This window comes from Microvirga tunisiensis, from assembly GCF_009296175.1.
Lineage (GTDB): Bacteria > Pseudomonadota > Alphaproteobacteria > Rhizobiales > Beijerinckiaceae > Microvirga > Microvirga tunisiensis.
This window is the reverse complement of sequence record NZ_VOSK01000066.1, coordinates 1-20,014: the sequence shown is the minus strand read 5'-3', so window position 1 is coordinate 20,014 and position 20,014 is coordinate 1. Positions and strand designations below refer to the sequence as shown.

General features: G+C 59.4%; 22 protein-coding genes. 6 read left to right on the top strand and 16 right to left on the bottom strand.

What is annotated here, in order from left to right:
* Nucleotides 1–27 precede the first annotated feature (27 nt).
* Entirely contained in the window at nucleotides 28–312 is a 285-nt protein-coding gene (locus FS320_RS17380) for a hypothetical protein (RefSeq protein WP_152713088.1), read from the top strand.
* 269 nt (nucleotides 313–581) lie between these two features.
* Here FS320_RS17380 and FS320_RS17375 read toward each other — a convergent pair whose 3' ends face one another.
* The 14 genes from FS320_RS17375 to FS320_RS17310 all read right to left on the bottom strand — a co-directional run bounded on the left by FS320_RS17375 (nucleotide 582) and on the right by FS320_RS17310 (nucleotide 14,170).
* The gene (locus FS320_RS17375) at nucleotides 582–1,190 is read right to left on the bottom strand and encodes an SOS response-associated peptidase (protein WP_338105387.1); all 609 of its coding nucleotides are present in this window, start codon (nucleotides 1,188–1,190) and stop codon (nucleotides 582–584) included.
* 611 nt (nucleotides 1,191–1,801) lie between these two features.
* Nucleotides 1,802–4,111, bottom strand: coding sequence for a type IV secretory system conjugative DNA transfer family protein (locus tag FS320_RS17370; protein ID WP_338105386.1), 2,310 nt, complete (start codon nucleotides 4,109–4,111; stop codon nucleotides 1,802–1,804).
* Entirely contained in the window at nucleotides 4,108–5,178 is a 1,071-nt protein-coding gene (virB11, locus tag FS320_RS17365; RefSeq protein ID WP_152713087.1) for a P-type DNA transfer ATPase VirB11, read from the bottom strand. Before virB11 ends, FS320_RS17370 begins: the two co-directional genes overlap by 4 nt.
* Nucleotides 5,144–6,391 (bottom strand): type IV secretion system protein VirB10, encoded by a 1,248-nt coding sequence (gene virB10 / locus FS320_RS17360; protein ID WP_152713086.1) that lies wholly within the window; start codon nucleotides 6,389–6,391, stop codon nucleotides 5,144–5,146. The genes virB11 and virB10 overlap by 35 nt, the downstream gene beginning before the upstream one ends.
* Before the next feature lie 7 nt (nucleotides 6,392–6,398).
* A complete protein-coding gene (gene virB9 / locus FS320_RS17355) occupies nucleotides 6,399–7,241 on the bottom strand; it encodes a P-type conjugative transfer protein VirB9 (protein WP_162003046.1) in 843 nt (280 codons plus the stop codon).
* Nucleotides 7,238–7,957: a VirB8 family type IV secretion system protein gene (locus FS320_RS17350; protein WP_152713085.1), complete on the bottom strand. Its 720-nt coding sequence runs from the start codon at nucleotides 7,955–7,957 to the stop codon at nucleotides 7,238–7,240. Before FS320_RS17350 ends, virB9 begins: the two co-directional genes overlap by 4 nt.
* Nucleotides 7,958–7,969: 12 nt before the next feature.
* A complete protein-coding gene (locus FS320_RS17345; RefSeq protein ID WP_152713084.1) occupies nucleotides 7,970–9,031 on the bottom strand; it encodes a TrbL/VirB6 family protein in 1,062 nt (353 codons plus the stop codon).
* 14 nt (nucleotides 9,032–9,045) lie between these two features.
* The gene (locus FS320_RS17340; RefSeq protein WP_152713083.1) at nucleotides 9,046–9,225 is read right to left on the bottom strand and encodes a hypothetical protein; all 180 of its coding nucleotides are present in this window, start codon (nucleotides 9,223–9,225) and stop codon (nucleotides 9,046–9,048) included.
* 1 nt (nucleotide 9,226) lies between these two features.
* Nucleotides 9,227–9,943: a type IV secretion system protein gene (locus FS320_RS17335; protein WP_152713082.1), complete on the bottom strand. Its 717-nt coding sequence runs from the start codon at nucleotides 9,941–9,943 to the stop codon at nucleotides 9,227–9,229.
* Nucleotides 9,944–9,954: 11 nt separating this feature from the next.
* Nucleotides 9,955–10,602: a hypothetical protein gene (locus tag FS320_RS17330; RefSeq protein ID WP_152713081.1), complete on the bottom strand. Its 648-nt coding sequence runs from the start codon at nucleotides 10,600–10,602 to the stop codon at nucleotides 9,955–9,957.
* The gene (locus FS320_RS17325) at nucleotides 10,599–13,013 is read right to left on the bottom strand and encodes a VirB4 family type IV secretion/conjugal transfer ATPase (RefSeq protein WP_152713080.1); all 2,415 of its coding nucleotides are present in this window, start codon (nucleotides 13,011–13,013) and stop codon (nucleotides 10,599–10,601) included. Before FS320_RS17325 ends, FS320_RS17330 begins: the two co-directional genes overlap by 4 nt.
* A gap of 12 nt (nucleotides 13,014–13,025) precedes the next feature.
* Complete coding sequence (locus FS320_RS17320; protein WP_338105385.1) at nucleotides 13,026–13,316, bottom strand: VirB3 family type IV secretion system protein; 291 nt, start codon at nucleotides 13,314–13,316, stop codon at nucleotides 13,026–13,028.
* Nucleotides 13,316–13,489, bottom strand: coding sequence for a TrbC/VirB2 family protein (locus FS320_RS17315; protein ID WP_244627197.1), 174 nt, complete (start codon nucleotides 13,487–13,489; stop codon nucleotides 13,316–13,318). The genes FS320_RS17320 and FS320_RS17315 overlap by 1 nt, the downstream gene beginning before the upstream one ends.
* Before the next feature lie 177 nt (nucleotides 13,490–13,666).
* Nucleotides 13,667–14,170 (bottom strand): lytic transglycosylase domain-containing protein, encoded by a 504-nt coding sequence (locus tag FS320_RS17310; RefSeq protein WP_338105384.1) that lies wholly within the window; start codon nucleotides 14,168–14,170, stop codon nucleotides 13,667–13,669.
* A 720-nt stretch (nucleotides 14,171–14,890) separates the two neighbouring features.
* Here FS320_RS17310 and FS320_RS17300 point away from each other — a divergent pair.
* The 5 genes from FS320_RS17300 (at nucleotide 14,891) to FS320_RS17285 (ending at nucleotide 17,535) form a co-directional block, all read left to right on the top strand.
* Nucleotides 14,891–15,253 carry a hypothetical protein gene (locus FS320_RS17300; RefSeq protein WP_152713076.1) on the top strand — a complete coding sequence of 121 codons (363 nt, stop codon included), beginning with the start codon at nucleotides 14,891–14,893 and terminating at the stop codon, nucleotides 15,251–15,253.
* Between the two features lie 3 nt (nucleotides 15,254–15,256).
* Nucleotides 15,257–15,697 carry a hypothetical protein gene (locus FS320_RS17295; protein WP_152713075.1) on the top strand — a complete coding sequence of 147 codons (441 nt, stop codon included), beginning with the start codon at nucleotides 15,257–15,259 and terminating at the stop codon, nucleotides 15,695–15,697.
* Nucleotides 15,697–16,305 carry an acyltransferase gene (locus FS320_RS17290; RefSeq protein ID WP_152713074.1) on the top strand — a complete coding sequence of 203 codons (609 nt, stop codon included), beginning with the start codon at nucleotides 15,697–15,699 and terminating at the stop codon, nucleotides 16,303–16,305. Before FS320_RS17295 ends, FS320_RS17290 begins: the two co-directional genes overlap by 1 nt.
* Nucleotides 16,306–16,336: 31 nt before the next feature.
* Nucleotides 16,337–16,510: a hypothetical protein gene (locus FS320_RS45205; RefSeq protein ID WP_153885314.1), complete on the top strand. Its 174-nt coding sequence runs from the start codon at nucleotides 16,337–16,339 to the stop codon at nucleotides 16,508–16,510.
* 407 nt (nucleotides 16,511–16,917) lie between these two features.
* Complete coding sequence (locus FS320_RS17285) at nucleotides 16,918–17,535, top strand: hypothetical protein (RefSeq protein ID WP_152713073.1); 618 nt, start codon at nucleotides 16,918–16,920, stop codon at nucleotides 17,533–17,535.
* A gap of 81 nt (nucleotides 17,536–17,616) precedes the next feature.
* On the opposite strand, the gene FS320_RS17280 is transcribed toward FS320_RS17285, so the two are convergent.
* Both FS320_RS17280 and FS320_RS17275 read right to left on the bottom strand, forming a co-directional pair.
* Complete coding sequence (locus tag FS320_RS17280; protein ID WP_152713072.1) at nucleotides 17,617–18,957, bottom strand: M10 family metallopeptidase C-terminal domain-containing protein; 1,341 nt, start codon at nucleotides 18,955–18,957, stop codon at nucleotides 17,617–17,619.
* 60 nt (nucleotides 18,958–19,017) lie between these two features.
* Complete coding sequence (locus FS320_RS17275) at nucleotides 19,018–19,875, bottom strand: invasion associated locus B family protein (RefSeq protein ID WP_152713071.1); 858 nt, start codon at nucleotides 19,873–19,875, stop codon at nucleotides 19,018–19,020.
* Nucleotides 19,876–20,014 lie beyond the last annotated feature (139 nt).

The following is a 20,014-nucleotide window of genomic DNA, read 5'->3' as shown; positions in this document are numbered from 1 at the left end:
TCATGCGCCGAGCGAGGGAATTTCGGCATGCAGAGTGAAGAACTTTATCGGCCTTGCACGAATGGCATTCACATTTGCGGCAAGGACCGTGACGAGATTGAACCCGTCACGGTCGCTAATTTCCCGATGAATTCCTCCCGAGCCCGCCGCCTGTTCAAGCAGCTTGCGGCGGACTTTGGCGACACGGACGGCGATATGGTCGTGGACCTGATGATAGGTGGAGACATCGAGGACGATTTTTGGCTCCGGCGCCAGATGTTCGACCGGTTTTCACAAGCTTTGACCGTGGCAAGTGAGGCCGCCCATGTTTGACGCCCTGTATAGTGCTGTTGGCGCTCTCATGGTCGCCTCGCTTCTCCTCCTGGTCGCATTGTGGGTGCAGTTCCGCCGCGACCTCAGGACGAGCTATTTCCGAGGCTTTGCATCCGCTCTGTCCTCTGTGTCCCAACGTCCAGGCGGTAGCTCGATTGTGCAGGCCATCATGCAGCAAGGCACGATCCAGCTCACCGACCTAGACCGGCGAGGGGTGTCGAAGCGGGATCTTCTCACGATCAAGCTATGTGGTGAAGCCTCCGATCTGCTCACGCCGCTTGCGGCTGGTCCGACTTGTGCCCTTCCGCCACAATCTGAAGCGCATCATCCGGCAAGGGACGTTGCAGCTTCAAAGCCTCTTCGATTGGTGCAGTAAGCCAGGTTTCAAACTCTTCCGGCGTCGTCAGGATCACAGGCATAGCCTTGGGATGAATCGGCTTGACGACGCTATTCGGTTCCGTGGTCAGGAACGAGTACAGCAGGTGTTCTCCTTCGACCGGATCAGCCTTCGTTCCCCGAACGCCTTTCCAGGGCCGCCAGATCCCCGCGAATGCCGCAAGCGGCCTATCCTTGTTCAGAGCGAACCAGATAGGCGTTTTGCGCGGCTTGGCATCTGAATTTTCTGAAATTTTGTCTGCATATTCTGAAAAGGAAGTCAGAGGCACCAAGCAGCGATACTGCGGCTTGAGCCACGCGCGCCAGAACGGCGAGGACACGTTGCGCACGTTCGTAACAGGATGGTTGCCGACCTTCGGGGGAGGGGGGAAGCCCCACCGCATCTGCAGCAATTCCCGCTCGGCGAGTGGGCGGTAGATCAGCGGCGGCTTGCTCGGCCATGTCTCGCTAACGGGCCATGTGCGCGTCAGATGCAGCGCCAAGCGACGAACTGGACCATTGGAGCGGCTAGGAAGCAAACGATCCGAGAAGAAGGAAGCATGAACCTTTCGGCACTCTCGGGCGGCTTCGGTTAAGGCTCTTGTGTCACGGATGTGCCAGTCAAACCCGTTCGCAATCTCATAACCGATAAAGCGAATAGCTGGTGAACCAGGCGCAATCACAGCTTGCCAGAAACCGGTGTGTTCCTTGGGCTCATCAGAGGTCGAGTAGGTCTTATAGCTTGAGTAGACCTTGACGATTGACCTAGGAGCAACGCGAGCAATTCCGGCTCTGGCTTCGGTGACTGGCATATCGCTTTCAAAGTACAGCGTGACCTCATGCGGATGGCCGGGTACGCTCCGGCTGATCCGCTCACCTCTCAGGTAGAAATGCGGATAGGCTTCATAGCGGCGTGCAGGCCAGTGGGCACCCGAGATCAGGCCAGTGTTGAGGATGCTCAGGGCCGCCTCGATTGAGGTTTCATGGATTAGTGTCTGCGTCGCCAAGGCGATTTCCTTCTGTTGAGAGTATGATACACTTAAGCGTGTATATGGTTAAAATGCAACCACAGGTTCCATAACGAATGTTATGCGAATCCGTTTGGGGCCGCGTTTCACGCCCGTATGAAGGTGCTCAGGTCAGTCCCCGGCTCCAGCAGTCCGGCGCTCGCTTCTTCTTCAACCGCCCTCTTGAGGCGAGCGATCACCGGATGGGTTAATGCAATCGCGTTTGTCTGCTGCATCAAGATTTCGAAACTGCCGAAGGCTGGAGGATCAAGGCTGAAATCGTCCTCTTCGTCGTCATGGACGCTCGCAGCCACGACAACACCGGCCGAGTCCAGTTCTATCGTATCTCCACCCTTCGGATCAGGCTCAGGCGCTTCGATTGCGGTAGCAGGTTGCGGTAGCGTGATGTCGGATTTCACAGACTCCGGCTCTGGCACGGTGGTTCCTGTAACCGCCTTTGCCGGTTCCAGCGCTTGGACCTGATACGGCTCTGGCGTATCGGACGCTGCCGTGACCACGATCGTTGCCGCAGGAGCCGCCGTGACGGCCGCAGGCTCCGGCGCGGCAACCGTGGGGTTGCTGTTAGGAGTAGACACGGACGAGGTAGCTTGAGCTGTTTCGCGCTGCTCGGCCGGAACATGGCCCTTCTTCTCATCGGCCGCCTTCGGTGCTGATTTGTCGTCAAACAGCGGCTGTTCCTCCAGCGAGTTCAAGCGGGGCACAGTGAGCGACTTACGGTGGTGCCACACGGCATTGCACGCCGCGATGTACTCCTCATCCTCATAGAAGTTGATCTTGTCGAGGACTGCACCGTTATGGCCGCGCACAAGCACGATGGACTTGTTCATGTCGTACCGGAAGACTTCATCCGGCCCGATCAAAGGTTCAGCCTCGAACCGGCCCGAGCGAGAGTTGCTGCGCAGTCCCATTCCGCCCTTGCCCGGCGAAGAACTCCACCCTTCGCGCAGAACATAGTGGCGGCCCAGGCTGCGCGAGACATATTCTGATGTCGGTTCATCACCGGACGCGACAATAAGTTTGATGTCCATATTGCCGAGCATCATGTCGCGGGTTGCCTTGCCATAAGTGACATCGAGCGCGGAGATGTTCTGTGAGATCACAGCGATCTTGAACCCGTACCCCGCCACTAGGGGCGTCTTATGGACGATTTCAGGAACGCGGCCGAACTGGTAGAACTCATCCAGCAACATGAGCACCTTGAAGGGCTCATCCTTGCCCGGTAGCTGCTCCATCAGCACACTGTGAACCTGTTGGATGAACAGGCGAATAATGGGACTGGCGGCCTCCAGATCCCCCGACGGCGTTCCGATGAAGACGGTAAAGGGCTTACGGCGCAGTTCGCGAATGTCGAAATCACTCCGGCTCGTGACGGCTGCGACCAAATCGTTCGACCATGGCTGGAGCGCCGTCGCAATATGGCCCTCGAAAGAAAGTCTCTGCTCAGCATCCTTCGAAATATGTGTATTGAACCGATCCACGACAAAGCGGTTCAGGTCCGGTTCCTCTTCCAAGATCTTCTTCATGACGCCGGCAAGATCCTGGCCGGTGCTGAACATCCGGGCCACACTGCGCAGGGTCCGCCGCCCCTCCATCCGCTTGCTGTCGAGGACATAGCCAACCACCCCGGCGAAAAGACCTCTGGCAGTTTGCGACCAGAAGGGCTCGCCGTGATCGGGTACAGGGATCATTGCTGCGGCTAGATTATCCAGGTCAGTCGAGCGCCGGGGCCAGTCGGAGATGATATCCAAGGGGTTCCAGCAATGCGACTCGAACGAACCAGGCGCGAACAGGTAGACCTTTTGCCCAAGCGCCACCCGAGACGCGCCAGTGAGCTTGAACAGCTCTTGCTTGATGTCGGTCGCGATCAGAGAGCCGCGCCACTCCATCGCGTTCACAAACACGAACGACCAGCCCTTGCCGCTTCGGGATGGGCCATTCACATAAACGTGGCTATCGCCGCTGTAGCGGACCTGTTTTCCCTTGTAGCGACCGAGCAGGAGAGAATAGCCGGCGACCCCATTGAGCAATCCCGCTTTCTTGAGATCACGGAGGGTCGCGATCCGAGCAGCCCCTTTCGGCGGCTTGACCTTCCATGGCTGGAAGTAGATCGCCGCGCCGATCGCGGCCAAGAGGGCGATTTCACAAAGGAGGGCGACCGTCGAAACCTGGACCAGCTTCATGACCGTGGGATGGCCCCAATAGACCGTCGCTTGGTCGAAAGCCGCGCTCCAGTAGCCGTCAGACACGACGGCTTTCCACATGTTGGTTTGCCGGGTCAGCAGATAGGTGGCGGCCGCATAGTTCCATGACCAGACAAAAAAGATAGCAACAAGCCCGAGCAGGCCTCCAATGACCCCAAGGCCGGGTTTCACAAACGGCTCAATGCTCTTCTTCACCGCCCTGCCCTCTGGAATTTGTTAAAGTAGATTTCCGCAACGCCGCGCGTCGGCTTCTTGCGGAGTTGGACGACGACCGGAACCGTCGCGCGAATGATGTCGGTCAGTTCCGCTTTGGTCAGGCCGAGCCCGGCTTGAAGACAGGCCATCGCCACGCGGATAACCGCTGCTTGCGGCGAGTTGGCATGGACCGTGCTCAACGAGCCGGGGTGCCCGGTATTCACCGCCTGGAGGAAGGTGAAGGCATCTGCCCCGCGGATCTCACCGAGCAGGAGCCGGTCAGGCCGGAAGCGGAGGGCCGCTTCCAGAAGATCGAGGACCGTCACCTTGGCAAGTCCCTGATCGCCTTTGGAGGCCAGGAGAGAGAGCCAGTTTGGCTGCGGCGGCTTGAGTTCTAGCGTATCCTCAAGAGTGACAATGCGTTCAGAAAGCAGGATTTCTTTGAGAAGCGCGTTGAGGAAGGTTGTCTTACCTGACGACGTTCCGCCCGAGACGAGAACCGTATACTTGTTCGCAACAGCGAATTTGAGGGCCTTCATGCGCCCTTCCGAGCTTGGATCGCCCAGGAGCTCAAGGAACACCTCATCGGTTTCGTCGATATCGTCAGGATCGACCTCGCGCGGCCCCGAAACCTTGACGTTCTCGAAAGCCCCCATCTCAAGATAGTTCTCCAGCGAGTAATCGCGGATCACCTGCTTGCGGATCGAGAACGCCCCGCCGTGCGGCGTCGCCGGGCTCAAGACGCCCTGAAAGCGTTCCCCGAACGGCATGGTGGCCGACAGGAGCGGCGTAACCTCATTCACAGATTGCTTGGTGAAACTGGCAACCTGTTGCGCAATGCGTTGAATTTGGATGCTGGTTAGCGCCGGCACTTCAAACCGCTGCATATCGGCATGGCGGGTGGATTCAATCCAGACCTCCCCAGGCCGATTGCACATAATCTCGATAACTTCGGGATCTTCGAGCCAGGGTCTAATCGGCTCACAGGCTTGCCGGAGGAAGGTCGGGAGCGTGTTCCACACGCTCACCGCCTCACTTGTAAACGGCTCTCGAACGACGCAGTTCATTCAATGCCTCTTTGACCGGATCTTGATACAGACCGGAGAAATCAAGGTCTCTTCTGACGAAGACCATAATCCGCGTTCCCTGATCGACATGGATGGTCGGCGGAATGTTGATCGAGTCCTTGAGCGCCTGGTTGGCGAGATCGGACATCGTTTGCGCGATGGTCTGTTGCGCCTGGCTTTGGGCCTGCTGCTGAATGTACGAGCCAGCCCCGCCAACCGCCGACTGCCCCTCATTGTTCAGACCGGCAATGAAGGAACTCACACCGCCGACGACGCTGAGCAGGATCGCAGAGCCGAACCGCTCCGGATAATGGTTGTCCACGTCGCCAGCGAGGCCGGAGCGCCCGAGGCCATCCGTGCCGTAGGAGCCGAGCGACACGGACACGCCGTCGGCGCGCAACATGCGGGTCCAGGCAATCAGCACCCGCGTTTGGCCGCGCGAGAGGCCGGAGCGGTATTCGCCGGTCAGCATGGTTCCTTTCGGGATCAGCACCCGCCGCCCGTCGAAAGAATAGACATCCTCAGAGGTAATTGCCCGGACCATGCCGGGCAGGTCCGATTGAATGGCCGTTTCGAGCGTGCCCCGGATCATGGTTCCTTGCGGGATCAGGGCGTCAATGCGGTTGTTCTTGGTCGCGCGAGCCGTCTCAACATCCTGCGATGAGGCGCGCGCCATGAAGGCCCGGTTCGAGTCGGTCTCAGGCCCTTCCACGCGCAAGGCCCCTCCCCGCTCAGATCCACCAGCAAGGGAGCCCTCGCCTTGGCTTCCGTTGTCGAAGATCAGCATACCGGAGCGCAGAGCCTTCTCCCGTCTCTCCTCTTCCAGCCGCCGCCGCCTCTCCTCTTCGGCCAGCCGCCGCGCCTCGCCATCGTCAATGACCGGCGCAGGCTGGAACGCGGCTACGGGCGCTGGAGCCGGAGCAGGCGGAGGAGCCACCACGACCGCAGGCGGTTCGATCACCATCCGGTTGTCCTTCTTCGGCGGCGGCTCATGAAAGTCGAAGCTCACGTTCCTGGCTTGCGCCGTATTGAAGGTTTCCGGCTTCTCCTCTTTCACAGAATTGGCGCCCTTCTGGCTGGAGCTCCAAATCCACACCAGAGCGCCAAGGGTCGCGGCCACGAGGACGAACAGGGCCAGCCCGTTCTTGTTGGCTGACGCCTTCTGAGGTAGGCCGGAACCCGCCTCCTCAACTTCGAAATCAATGCGTGACATTTCAGGATCAGCCCTTTGCCTTGATTGCGGGAGCCTCAGCCGGAACCGGAGCCGGTTCGCCCACCATCTGAATTTCGGGCTGGATCGGAGTCATGATCGACTTGGGGCTTTCAGCCGGTTGAGCGCGGAGATTGAACACGCAGGTCGCCTCATTGTTGGCGCGCAGGGTCCATTGCGCGGCCACCTTATCGACCACGATCACCTCCCCCTCCCGCCTGTGATTGATGAGGCTTTCCGTTCCGTCCGGATTGACGAGGAAGATCCCCGGCACGTCGCCGGCAAACTTGAAGTACGTCTTCACGCCATCATCAAAGATGTTTTGGGGCGCGTTCAGGCTTGAGCCCTTGAACCCATAATCCAGGTTGGCATTCGCCGCGTTCTGCTTGAGTTGCTGGAAATTCGGCATGGCCGCCATGCGCTTGGCCTGATCGAGCAGGCGAGCGTCCGCAATCTCATCCGGGTAATCGAACCGGAGCTTGAACGTCATATCCTTGTTGTTGGGCGAGCCCGCTTTGAGCAGGAAGTTATAAATCCGCTTGTTGGTGACAATGTTCATGTTCGTCACCGCGTCCCGTTCCAGCGGCTTGATAAACAGGAATGCCTTGCTCTTGTCAGGGACCGCCTGCCACGAGACGCTATCGCCCATAGCGACCGTTGCAATCTCTTCATCCTCGCCAAAGACAATCATGGTCGAGACGCCGAGCGTTCCGGCCAATGAGACAACATTGTCCTTGTGATAGGTCACGGTCCGAATGCGCTGATCCGCCTTGACGGCCGCAGGAACCAGTTCAGCCGACGCACCCGAGGACAGGGCCAGCAGAGCGGCCAGGGACAAAAGAAGCTTTTTCACTTTCGGGCCTCCGCAGAGACTTCGACGGTCTCTTGATCTTTACGGTACTCGGTCACTTGGAAGCCGAGAGGATTGTCAAAGCGGTAGTCGTTGCGCATGGGTTCCGAGGTGTACCGGAAGCGGACATTGGCCACCCAATGCTCTGTCACGGCCTCCCGGTCATTCTTCCGGGTCGTCTGGAAGCGCACCGCCGCTGTCTTGTCGTTGAGGAAGATCACAGATTTGACCATGACGGACACGGCGGTATCCGCACCGTACCGGCGCATGGGGTTTTTCAGGTTGGAGTTGTCAAACTCCGCCTGGAGATCCCGGCTTGCCGTTCCGGTCGAGTAGAGAAGCGCCATCTCGTAATTGTCGCGCAGGCCCTTCGGATCGTAGGTCTCGCGAGCCCGCAGGAAGCGAACGATGTTTCCGCGCGTCACCGCCTCTTGCTGCGACACCGTTCCGCCCTGTTCGAGAGGCCGCGCCACTTCCACAAAGCCGGTCGTCTTATCGACTGTGAGCGTCACAACCTCGAAGGTCTTGAGCGGCAGGAGGAGGATCAGGCTTCCCAGGGCCGCCAGGAGGCACAGGCCGAGGATCAGGGCCACGCCGCGCCACACGCGCAGCGAATTCACCGTCCGCTGGTAAACTGAGGCTTCCCACCGGACGCCTTCATCGTAGTAGCGGGAATCCACTTGGGCCGGAGACCCGGCAGTGCTGATAGTATCGGACATGAATAGTCTCTCTTAGGAACGGGTGCGCTTAAGGCTTTCGGTGAAGGCCGCCCGGCGTTGAGCAGCGGCGGGACTGGGACCCACTGTGGCTTGTGCCTGTTCAGGGCTGGCAGGGGCAGCCGTGTTCCCGCTTCCCGACGAGCCTCTGATCAAACGGTAGACTGCGGCAACGCCCTTACCTGTGAGACGAGCAGCGCCCCTACCGCCAGCGAAGGCATGACGATCCGCACCCGAGGCGGTCAGTCTGGCCCCGCCCGCAATTCCCTGTGCAATGCTCAGGCATTGATAGGCCAGATACCACCCGATCACGCACATGAGAATGAATGGAGCAATGACGCTCAGCGTCGGCTCGCCTGTCGCAACGGCGGCGCTCATATCGCTCACGACGGTATCGAGCAGGACGATATAGAACCCGAGCAGCCCGTATACGATCAGGGGAATGATCGCATATTGGGCGCATGACTTCATCCACCCGTCAAAGAATGGAGCCGAGATCTGGAACAGGGCACAGGCGATGAAGACCGGAGCAAGGCCGAGCAGCACAAACAGGGCAATCTTGCCCATGATGATCAGAAACGCCGCGATCGCCACGAAGATGGCAGCGACGAGCAGCACAACGTAGCTCAAGAGCGTCGGACCGATGTTGGTCAGGCCCCCACCCGCGCTGATCTTCTGCGCGGCACTGTTGGCAGCGTTCCAGAGGTTGCTCAGTCCCGTCGCGATGGAGCTGCTTCCATTGCTGCAGGTCGAGCCGCCTCCCACGGCCTGGCAGACGACATTGCCCAAACCATCGGGGGCCTGAACCAGGGCCTGCGCGATGACCACCTGGAAATCGCCCCACGAGGTGGCAAGGGTATAGATCAGCATCATACGGCCGATGCGCCACAGGAACACCGGAGCCGAGAGCCCGACGCGCCCGATCAGCATTTCATAGCCCCAGAAGGCAACGTAAATGATCATGCCAATGAGGAAGACCGGTTGTAGCTGGGTCGCAAGCTGGTTGTAGATCGCCTGGACCGCCGAGATCCCAAGCGCATCTACCTTGCCAAACAGTGCGCCGATGACGCTGTTCATAGGTTGCCCCTTCCCTACTGGTTCAGGAGCCTCAGCTCGCCGCAATCTTCGCTCGCGAAGGCGCTTGAGCTAAAGAAGGAGCCGGAGAGCGAACAGGGAGCCTTGAGTTCCTTGTGCCCCGCGCAGGCCGAGAGCCCGAGGACGGACACGCCGAGCGCGGTGGCGATAACCAAACGGGTCAGAAATCGTGTCATGTTAGGGAGCAACCAGACGAACGGAGGAAGGATTGTAGGAGTGCACTTTTGCGGCGTGGGCCTGTGCCGCTAACTCCTGCATCTGCTGTGCGTTCAGGGCGGCATTCATGACGCCGATCAACTCATTCACAGTCAGGCCGGTTTGCACCTGCAACTGGCTGTTCTGGTCGATCGAGCCCTTGATGTCTTGCGCGGTTCCGATCATACCCCCGGCAGCCTGGAAGGCGTTCGTCCGCGAGGAGGCCGCGGACTGCGTTCCGGCCACCATGCCCTGCAAGGCCGTGGCTGTGTTCACCGCACCCTGATAGGCTTTATCCGTTCCGGTCGTATTGGAGCCGGTCAGGCCCGAGAGGGTATTGACCAGCTTCAGGCCGTTGATGATCCCGGCCGCAACCTGCCCGAACTCGCCCAGGTTGCCCCAAGCCATCTGTCCGCCGCCGAGGATCGAGGAGAGGGACGGCGCACCGGACATATTGAAGCCCGAGCCGAGGGCCGCGCTTGCAATCGAGCCGGTCTGCCGGTTGCCGGTCACAGCCTTCAACGTCTCCTGCACGGTCTGCATGATCTGTTGATTGGTCTGCATGATCGACGCCGTATTAGAGGCGGTCTGCGTCGCCTGTGACAGCGTAGCGGAGTCGATCACCGGCACTTGCGCCACCGCAGGAGCGGTCACTGCCAGAAGGCCGGTCAGAAATGCAATCGAGCGAATGGAACGCATTTGACCCTCCTTTACTTCGCTTGTTGAGGTTGGGCTTGGTCATCGACCAGCCGTACGGTTGCCGGGTTATAGGTCAGCACCTTTTGCTGCTGACTGGCTGCTTCGAGTTGCCGGATGAGCTTGTCGTTCTCGAATTGAAGCCGCAGTGAACCGGCCTGGATCGCCTGCCCCCAAATGCCGGCTGTGCCGATCCTGGCTTGCGAGTTCTGGTCCCAGGCGCCCTGCAGGGACTGGACGCCTCCGATCTGCGCCTTGCCCTGGTTGAGACCCTGCATGTTCGCCTCAATGACCGCTGCGAGGGCACCGATCGACTGCGTCATGGCAGCGTAATTCTTGCCCTGAATGGCCCCGATCACGCCGAGGGTTCCGCCGATCAGTGCCCCGACATCGACGCCGTTGACGACACCCGCTGTCGGTGCTGCTGTAAGGACGTTGGACACACCCGCATTCATTGACGCGCCACCGGCTTTCGGAGCAACGACACTCTCCTTGACGCCCTCTGTCGGCTTGAGGGTGTTGTCCTTGTAGGTGCGGGAGCGCAACATGCAGCGCGCCGTCTTGTCCTCTTCCTTGAGGCGAGCGGCGTCATTCGTCGGTACTTGCGCGAAAGCGCCCGTCGTGACGAGCGCGCCCAGGAGCGAAAGAGCAACCTTTCTCATTTGCCGACCTTCCATCCGCAGAAATGCGGCAGCCACGCCGCAGGATCGTCGCCGTACTGCGCCCGAAGGGCCGCACATTCGGCCACGCTCTCAGTATTGCCCGAGAGGACTTTCACAAGATCGAGCATGTGAGAGAGATCGAGGCGCGCAATCACCGAGTCCAAGTCATGCTTGATGAGGAACTGACGCGCTTCGGGAGCCGTCTTGCGGACCCACTCAAATTCCCGGTACCAGAGCTTGAAGCCGCCCACGTAGCTTTCTTCGTCCGCCTTTGGGTTCGGGAAGAACAGGTTTGTCGGGGTCTGCTCAAGCAGGGTATGGGCGATGTCGGCCGACACAATGTCCTTGGCCGATTGCGTCCCGAAGCCGACGATCCCGTTCAGTTTACGGATCGTCTTGAGCTTATCGTTGAGGAAGGCCGAGAACTTCTGATCGCGCAGGATCTTCCAGCCCTCATCAATGAACAGCATCATCGGGTTGCCATCCATGGCCCCCTCAATGCGATGGAAGATGTAGCCGAGCGCCGCCGTCCTCAGATCGTCGTCATCGAGGATCTTGGTCATGTCGAAACCGAAGATCCCGTTGCCGACCGACCACGAGTCCACCGGGTTGTTGAACAGCCAGCCCCGCGCGTTCAGCCAAACCTCGAAGCGCGATGCCAGGTCGTCATGCCCTGCCCTCTCCCGGCCCCGCAGGAGCATGGTCACATCGGAAAGACGCCGCTCCGTCGCCGGCACCTCAAAGATCTGATCGACAGCGCCCTCGATGATCTTCTCTTGCTCCGCCGAAAGATCGCGATTGTCCGCAGGTCGGACCATGAAGCGGAGGAGGTTTTTCACAAACTCCCGGTTCGAGGGGGTATCGGCTTGCTGGAGAGGGTTGAAGCCGGTCGGGATGCCGGGTTCCAGAACCTCATAGCTTCCGCCCATGGCGCGAATGAAGATTTCGGCGCCCCGGTCCTTATCGAAGTAGGCGCAACGGGGTTGCGGCTGCACCCGCATGGCTTGAGCCATAAGGAAGGAGAGCGCCACGGTCTTGCCGGAGCCGGTTGGACCCACAACGGTAAAGTTGCCGACTTGGCGACGGTGGAAGTTGAAGTAATAGGGGGTGCTGCTTGTCGTTTGCAGCAGGGAGATAGCCGGACCCCAATGGTTGCCGTCGCGGCGGCCCAGGGCGAAGTTGTGGAGCGAGGTAAAGGCCGTGAAGTTGCGTGACGTGATGAGAGCCTGGCGCGCGATATAGGGGAAGTTCCCCGGCATTTGCGCCCAAAAGCAGGGCTCAGCGTTCATGTCCTCGCGAACCACAGTCATGCCGAGCGTCTGGAGTTCGTTCGTGGTGTCCTGAACACATCGCTCCATATCGGCCAGGGTGTTGCCGAGGCACATGACCGTCAGGTGATGCTCTCCGAAGACTGCCCGGCCGGAGACAAGCTCATCCCGAGCCACGGAGATAATCTCCTCGACTTCGGTTCCGCCCTCATCGGAGGCTGCAATCTGACGCTGGACCTTGCCGATCTGCGACAGGACGGGAGCGCGGTCCTGAATGGCAAAGGATTGCGAGACAATGAACTCGCCCTTGATCCGCAGCAGGCCATCGAGCATTCCCGGCCCCGTATAGGTCGGGTACTCGCGGATCGAGACCATGCCGCCATAGCGGTTCTCGCCGGTCACAGGTCCGCGGATCTCAAGGGCGCGCTTGCCGAAGGTGATCCGGCGAGTGGGGAGGTAGGTGTCCAGGCCCATGCGGGGGAGTAGCATGGGGATCTCAAAACCGCCGTTCAGGAGTTGGGCCAGGAACTCGCAAGGCTCCGAGTAGACGGAGCCGTTACGCGCCACCAGAGACAGCACCCGAGCGCCATAAGGGGCGAATTGCTGTTTCAGGTTGGAGACGGCTTCGGCCAGTTCCTTCCGGGCTTCCTTGTCCAGTTCGGCGGCCGACACACCCGCCGCCTTGCGGAAGCCCTTCATGACCTTATCGGCCATGCCAACCTTGCCCTGGAAACCCTTGCGGATCACGGTCAGGTAAAGGTCATTCACGAACATGCGCTGATCGCGGATGCTCGCGGCGTACCTCTCATCGAGCCGGTGGCAGAACGGATTGCTAAAGTCCCCGCCAATCGTCGGCTGGATCTGGCGGCGGATGATATGGGAATAGACCGCAAAGCGGCTGTCGTTGAGAGCGCGAATGAAGGTGTTGCGACCCTCTAGCTTATGATTGATGTCGGCCTGGTCCGCCGTCTGGAAGCAGAAGCCATCGAACTTCACAAAGGACATCAGCATGCCGTCCTTGGTGCGAATGGTCTGCTCATCCACATGCCGCAGGTATGGCAGCATATCGGCGATTGTCTTTTCGCGAGAAGCAACCGCCCCGAAGGACAGGAGAGGACGAACGGCCTTGTTCACTTGGCTCATGCCGGGTCTCACTTAAGGCGTGTAGGAGTCGCCGCCCCAAAAAGAGCGGTTGCGGGTGAACGGGCAGCGCCCGAAGCGGACGAGAATGATGTCTACAAACCGCGCATCCCGAACCGTCAGCAGGTAGGCGACGGCATGAACCGGGATCACCAGCAAGAACATGAAGAGGTTCTTGGTGTTGATGAAGATCAGGACGACAAGGCAGAACTCCAACACGAAGAGGACGTATGGAATGCCAAGCATCATGGGCGGCCTTGTAAGGCCGCCAACCAGAGGATCAATATGGGGAGCGTCGTCCGCCACTAGCCGCCCCCACTGCCCGCCAGGGTTTGGACGATCTGAGCGCCGCCGAAGATGAAGGCGACCCCGACGACGATCGAGAAGCACATCATCCAGGGAATGCGGGAGGTCAGGGCAAGATAGCCACACACGCTGACTGCAATGGTCGCAGCCGTGGTCGCGAAGGTTCCGGTCAGGAACTCCAGAACCTTGTCAAAGGCTGACTCGATGGGCTGGAACGCTCCACCGCCAGCCGGTTGAGAAATGCCGGGTCAATGCTTGCGGCAGTCACGATCAGAGCGACCGCCGCGACGAGCCTGAGCGTCGTCAGGCTTGGCACGTATCTATGAGTCTTGTTCATTAGGGTTTGGTCCTCAGTCAACATAAAGAACCGAGTCGCCGATCCACTTTTGACCGGAGGCGTCGGTGCGTGATGCGTCAGGCTCTTGTGCAGCCGTCGCTTTTTTCCGACTGGCTCCCGAGCGGCTACCGCCCTTCAAGGAGTTGTCGAAACCGTAGTAAGAGTTGGCGACCGTCGCGACGTAGCGCACGGTCTCAGAAATCGCAGGGATGCCTTTCGCGTCATACACGCGCCCAGGACCGGCGTTGTAGGCAGACAGGATCAGGAAGACATTGCCGCCGAACTCAGCGGCGAGATCCTTGAGGAAGGCCACGCCGCCGCGAATGTTCTCCGCAGGGTCGCAGATGTCCTTGACCTTATACATGGCAGCGGTGCCAGGGATCAGTTGCATTGGCCCCCGCGCGTTCTTGTCGGAGTTCACCCGCGCGCCATTGGCGGATTCCTGTTCGACAATTGCGAGAGCGAGTTTGGCATCGACGCCCTGCTTTGTGGCCTCTTCCTCAACCAGCTTGCGCACTAGACCAGCCTCAACCGGCTCGCACAGAGGAGCAGCGTCAGGCGTACCCGTTGCAGTCGCGTGAGCCGATCCGGCAGCGAACAAAAGGGTGAGGACGAGAGCCGAGCGCATTTGTATCTCCTTGCTTGCCAACAAATAATGCGGTATTCCCAACTGAGCAAGCAGAATGTGAGAGCAATCATGCGAAGTTCAGCGCAAATCATGATGGCGGCCATGGCGCTCCTAGCCTCCCCCGCAGCAGCGCAAGATGCGTCCTTCGGATGCAAGGTATTGCTTTGCGCCGCAGCTTCTAATCCGTCGTGGGGCGGCATCCCGTATTGCGTCCCGCCGATGACGCAGTTGTTCAAGGATCTTGCTATGGGAAAACCGTGGCCGGTCTGTTCGGAAGGCAATGCGAGCGCGCCCGGATATGAGCCTTATGAGCCCTGCCCCGCTGGCAAGGTCAGCGTTCGGCAGAACGAGGAGGGTCACTTGATAACCGACGAGCAGGGCGGCCACTGCACGGCCCTTGTTGCCGAGACCGATCGCCGTTTTACAGAACTGAATTGTGAGGCCGGTCACGCCTGCATTGATCCGAATGCTCTTGAGCGGCGGAGCTGGAGACCGAAGCCCTACTATGTCGATCTGTCATACGGAGGGCAGACAAAGCGGTTCTGGTTCAGCCTCAGCGGTGCAAACTAGAAGCGACATGTCAGGCTGATACTGTGAGAGGAAGCCGTCATGAACCGGCGCGAGAACTACCCCATCTACGATCCGAATTCGCCTTACTACGATTATACGGTGGATGAGCCCGACCCTAACGTTGGGAAGGACGGTTGCGGAAGTTTTGTTCTCGCGGTTGGCGGTATCTCTCTCTTGCTGGCATTTGTCTGGGACTATGTTGGACCTGTCTTCTATACCGTCTTCTATGTGATCGACCTCGTCATTCACCTGTTCAATCCGGCTTGGCCCGTCAAATGGATGGGTGACAGCTCGACATACACCATCGTGGTTTCCGGCCTGACGGTGCTTGTCCTGGTCTATGGAGCCTATCGCCTTTTCCGCCTCGCATGGCGGATCATCCAATTCATAAGAAAGGGCTGAACCATGCGGTTTTCACAATTCACCCTGATAGCGGCCCTTGCTGTGGCTTGTGCCTCCCCGGCCCCCGCACAGGAGAAGCTTCCACCCGGTTATACATTCACGCCGGAATTGACCTACAAGAACGTCTCTCAAGATCCTGATGGGATTTGGGAGCCGAGCGACCTAGAGCTTTTTGGCGACCCACCTCACCACCCGGACATCTACACGGCGCGGGTTTCCACCCCGGCAGGTGAGTGGATGCTATCGCAGATTACCAGCGGGTGCAGTTTGCAGAGTGAGTGCCCGTTCCAGCTTACTCTCAAACGTCCCAATGGTCCCAGGAAGATAGTCGCGGGTGGAATGCTCTTGCGACGCGCTTCCGCCGTTCTCGCTGCAGATTATTCCAAGATCTTCACTCAAACCTATACCGGCATCGAGACCTTCCCTGTGGAGATATCCAAGTAATGCGCCGGTCTCGCTCCATCCTCGCCGCCGCATTCTGTCTCCTTGCGAGTGCCGTCCTTGCCGGTGAAACCGCCGTATCTCTCATGAACGCGGGAATGTCGCCAGAGTGCGCCGACTATGCCGCCAACGTGAGCGCCAGCGAAGGCAGATTCAATCAATCGTCTCCTGTCGTTAATGGCGTGACCTGCTATGGCGCGTTTCAGTTCTGCTCAGATCCGGGCAGTCGCGTCGGCGGTACGTTCTCTGAATACTACAAGGGGACGCCCGAGCAGTTCATGAACGATCCACAGGCGCAAGTCGCAGCCTGGATGAAATATCAGAAGAACGAGTGGCGGAAGGCGCAGAACTTGGGCCTGGATTCAGCTATCGGGCAGCGGATCTGCTATCGTGGTGAGTGCGCCACCCTCACTCAATCCTCGATCCTGAAAGCCTGCCAGTTCGGATGTGGCAGAAATGGCAAGCTGGATAAGTTTGTGAAGGCCAACTTCGATTGCAGCGCAAAAGGAACCACGGACGGTAACGGGACAAGCGTTTGCAAGTACCTGATTTCAGGGTCCGGTTTCAACGTGTCCTGCATCACCAACAGCAATGACGGCTATGACTGCTAGGCAGTCCTTATTGCCGGCACGGAGAGAGATCGTGACCAGAACCCACCAGCGCGGGGGAATGGCTTTCCTTGCGCCCTTGATCGCAGGGGCCTTGGCCCTCGCCTCCCCTCCTCCGGCCGCCGCCCAGGCTCCGGCTCAGGCGCAGCCAGCCTTTGGCATTCCCAAGGAAGGCGTCACCTTCGAGACCGGCGACACCTGGCAGTAGAACGGCCAGAGAATGCGGCTCTATGGGGTGCAAGCTTGCATTCGAGGGACAACATTCACAAATCAGGCCGGGGGAACGGTCGATTGCGGCGAGGCGTCCTTGAGCTACCTTGCTTCTGTGATCCGTGACACCTCCCTCTCATGTGTCCCGGTCGCGCAGATATCCGGGGCGCCGGCGACCATTATTGTCGTTTGCACGGCCCAGGTTGGAGGACAGACCCTCGACCTTGGGACGATCCTTGTTTCACAAGGCTTTGCCTTCGCCTCATTCTCAAATGATGCAAAGCCTGTCTACATGCCTTATCTCGTGGCAGAGTTAACGGCCAAGCAGGCGAAGCGCGGACTATGGGCCGCGTCCGACCTGCCCCACCCTAACGCCCTCTTGTTCAAGTCTGTCGGCAATCAGCGATGAGCTCTCGTAGTAAGTATGTTTCCGAGTGGAAAAAGGCGCAGAAGTCCCTCCTGCCGGCGTCATGGCGGGAGACTAAGACCTATGTAAGCGAAGAGACCTATGCCCAGCTCGTTGAACTCGCCGGAAGCCGCCAGGAGCGTCTTCCTGTGACGATCGGGCGGGTGCTGGACTTCGCGATGAGCGTCATCAACCAGCAGGAACCCGAGGAGCTAAGGCCCGAACCGGCTGTGACGCCGACCCTTGAGGTTCCCGCCGAGGCGCTGTTGAAGGCCATCCTCGCCAGCCGCTTCCCCGCCGATACCGGAGCGGCCCGGTTGCGCCAGTTCGCCTTTGTGCAGATCCTGGCCGAGCACAACGCCCGAGGGGAAGGCCTCTCTTCAACCGAGCTTGCGACCCTGACAGGCGGATTCCGGTCGCAGATGGATCTTATGGCGAAATTGCTCATGGGGCGCGGCGTCGTCACCCGCAAGCACGCCACCGGCCACAAGGGCGCGAAGAACGTCAAGCTCTTGATGATCACGAAAGACGCCCTCAAGAACCTGAACGACGCCCACATTGCTGAGACCGGCGAGCCCATCGAGGGGATCAAGGAACTCAAGAAGATGGGCCGGTAAGGTCTCCCCTACCGGACCCGCAGCCGAACATAGTCAGAGACGAGAGAAGGCCGGTCCGGTTTCACAGACCGGCCTTTCGTATCAGATCACAAGGAAGTCCTTGTAGGTGAGCGCCAGGCCCGACTTGAGTTGAGCGATTGCCACCGCGGCCCCTGCCCCGGCGCCGTCGGCATCATAGGACAGCAGGCCGGCCCCCTTATCGTAGATGATGAAATCGTTTCCGTCCGCGGCCGCCGATCCCACCTTGAAGAAGCTCGACGCGAGAGTGCCCTTGTTCGACAGGGCACCGAAGGCCCACCGGCTCAGCCAGAACGTGTCATCCTTGACGCTGAAATCCGCAACCCGATCTACTTCGCCGCTCACAGGAGCCGTGTCGAACACGAAAGCATCCTTACCCGAGCCGCCCGTCAGAACGTCCGAGCCAGCACCGCCATAGAGCCGATCATCCCCGGCCTGGCCGCTCAGGACATCATCACCAAGACCGCCCGTCAGGGTGTTCTTCGCACTGTTGCCGATCAGCGCGTCATTGCCGTCGCCACCAATCGCCTTCTCGATCACACTCTTCGGGCCGATTGCAACCGTACCTGTGAGATACTGGTCCATGGCCCAGGAAATCGGCGCGCTCAAGGTGCTGAACTTGCCTTCACGCAGATCAATCGTGACGCCCACCGTTCCCACGTACTTGATCGTATCGGTGCCGCCGGCATCATCAATCGCCTGCCAGTACTTCTGACCCTCCTCAAACACATAGGTGTTGCTGCCGGCGTTGTGCTTCTTGTTGCGGCCATAGAGCGCCTGGATCGCCACAAGATCGTTATACATCGGAGTGGTTGGGTAGAAGTCAGGTGTAGTCTTCACGTCAGAGGGCACAGCATTATAGGCCATGACAGAGAATAGCTTACTATCATAGGCTCTAGCGCTCTTTCCACCTCCTCCACTTTCGAATGGATGCTTAAGGCCGAGAGCGTGTCCAATCTCGTGCATAAGTGTGTTCGGGCCATATCCTGTGGAGTCTCCCATCACATCAAGTCGCGTCGAGAGCCAGACGTCGCCAGAGGTTGCAGATCCGCCAGGGAAGTACGCATAAGCCGAGAGCAGACTCGGGGTTTCAACAAACCGCAGCTCACCAACCTTTGAACTTGTTTCATAAACCCGCTTGAACGAAATGGCAGCAACGTCCGACCACTTCTTAAGGGCCGCAGCAACCGCGGATATCTCATCCGGTTCAAGGTAATCGATCAGCCCCTTTTTGTAGCTAAACTTTGATGTCGTGTCCTGAGGTACGCTCCAGGTCAAAGTCACCTTGGAGCCGACACCATCGCCCCATTTAGCACCCTGGAGTAGAGCTTTTGCATGACCGATTCTCGGGTATTCGCCCCAATAGTAAGTTGCGGGAATAGTGTTTTTCTTGGGAGTTGCCACGGTCTTGCCCCTTGTATTCAGCCCAGGATAGCAGCGTTCTACTCTGAGAACGCTTGCCGATCAGTTGACCCCATAAATCTTTTTCAGAGCGTCCGGCATGGGATCATTCGTGCGCCGGATCGTCTCGAATTGACGGCCTGCTACCTTCTTCCGCTCCGGCTTGACCGGCTTTGCGGCCGCCACCGGCGTTGAAGCGAGTTGACCGACGGAAGGCTCATCAACCAGAGTGTCGAGCGCCGTCATGAAGCCCTTCATGGACGCGGCGAGCTCGATCGTCTCAGCGCCGAGGCTATAGCGGAACCGGATGTTGCTGGCACCCAGGATCAACTGTTGCGCCGTCGTGTCGGCCGGGATGTAAAGTTCACAAGTCGAGCCAGAGCAGGCCCATTCCTCTTTGCCGAACTCACGGACAAAGCCGCCAATCACCAACTGGACCTTGTTCGCCGGGTTAGCAGCAGCCGGGAACGAGACGAGGAAGAACGGTTTCTTTTGCGAGGACTCGACCAGCTTCCACGTCAGAGCCCACTTGCCCCCGATCCCAAGTTCCTGTTCCAGTCGGCAGACGCGGCGGCCGCGAGACTCGATTTCATCGCAGGCCAGCCGCCAGTCACCATAGAAACGGGACGAGGAGACATAATCGCCATCGCTCACCGGCTCACCGGGAACAATGGCGCTCGCCAGGGCCAGCCGCGCCATTGCAGGCGCGGCGGCTTGAGGAGCAGGAGCAGGAGCCGCAGCTCCCGGTTGCGGGGTTGCGGCAGGAGCCACCGGAGCTTGCGCTTGAGGCGCTTCCGCCTTTGGCGCAGCCGGGGGAACGAGCGGCTGTTGTGCCAACGCCGCCGATCCGAGCAGAGCCACGGAGCTAACGGCAGCGACCGCTAGGAGCCCGGCAAACTTGATTTGTGTATGATCTTTCATGGTGAGCCCCTTAGAGCGCGTTGACATTCATTTGGTCCAGATGAACGCGCTGACGAGGCAAAGGATTGACATAAACGCCCGTGGGGTCTGTTCGTAGCGCGTGGCGATGCGTCTGAAGTGCTTGATTTTCAGGAAGAAG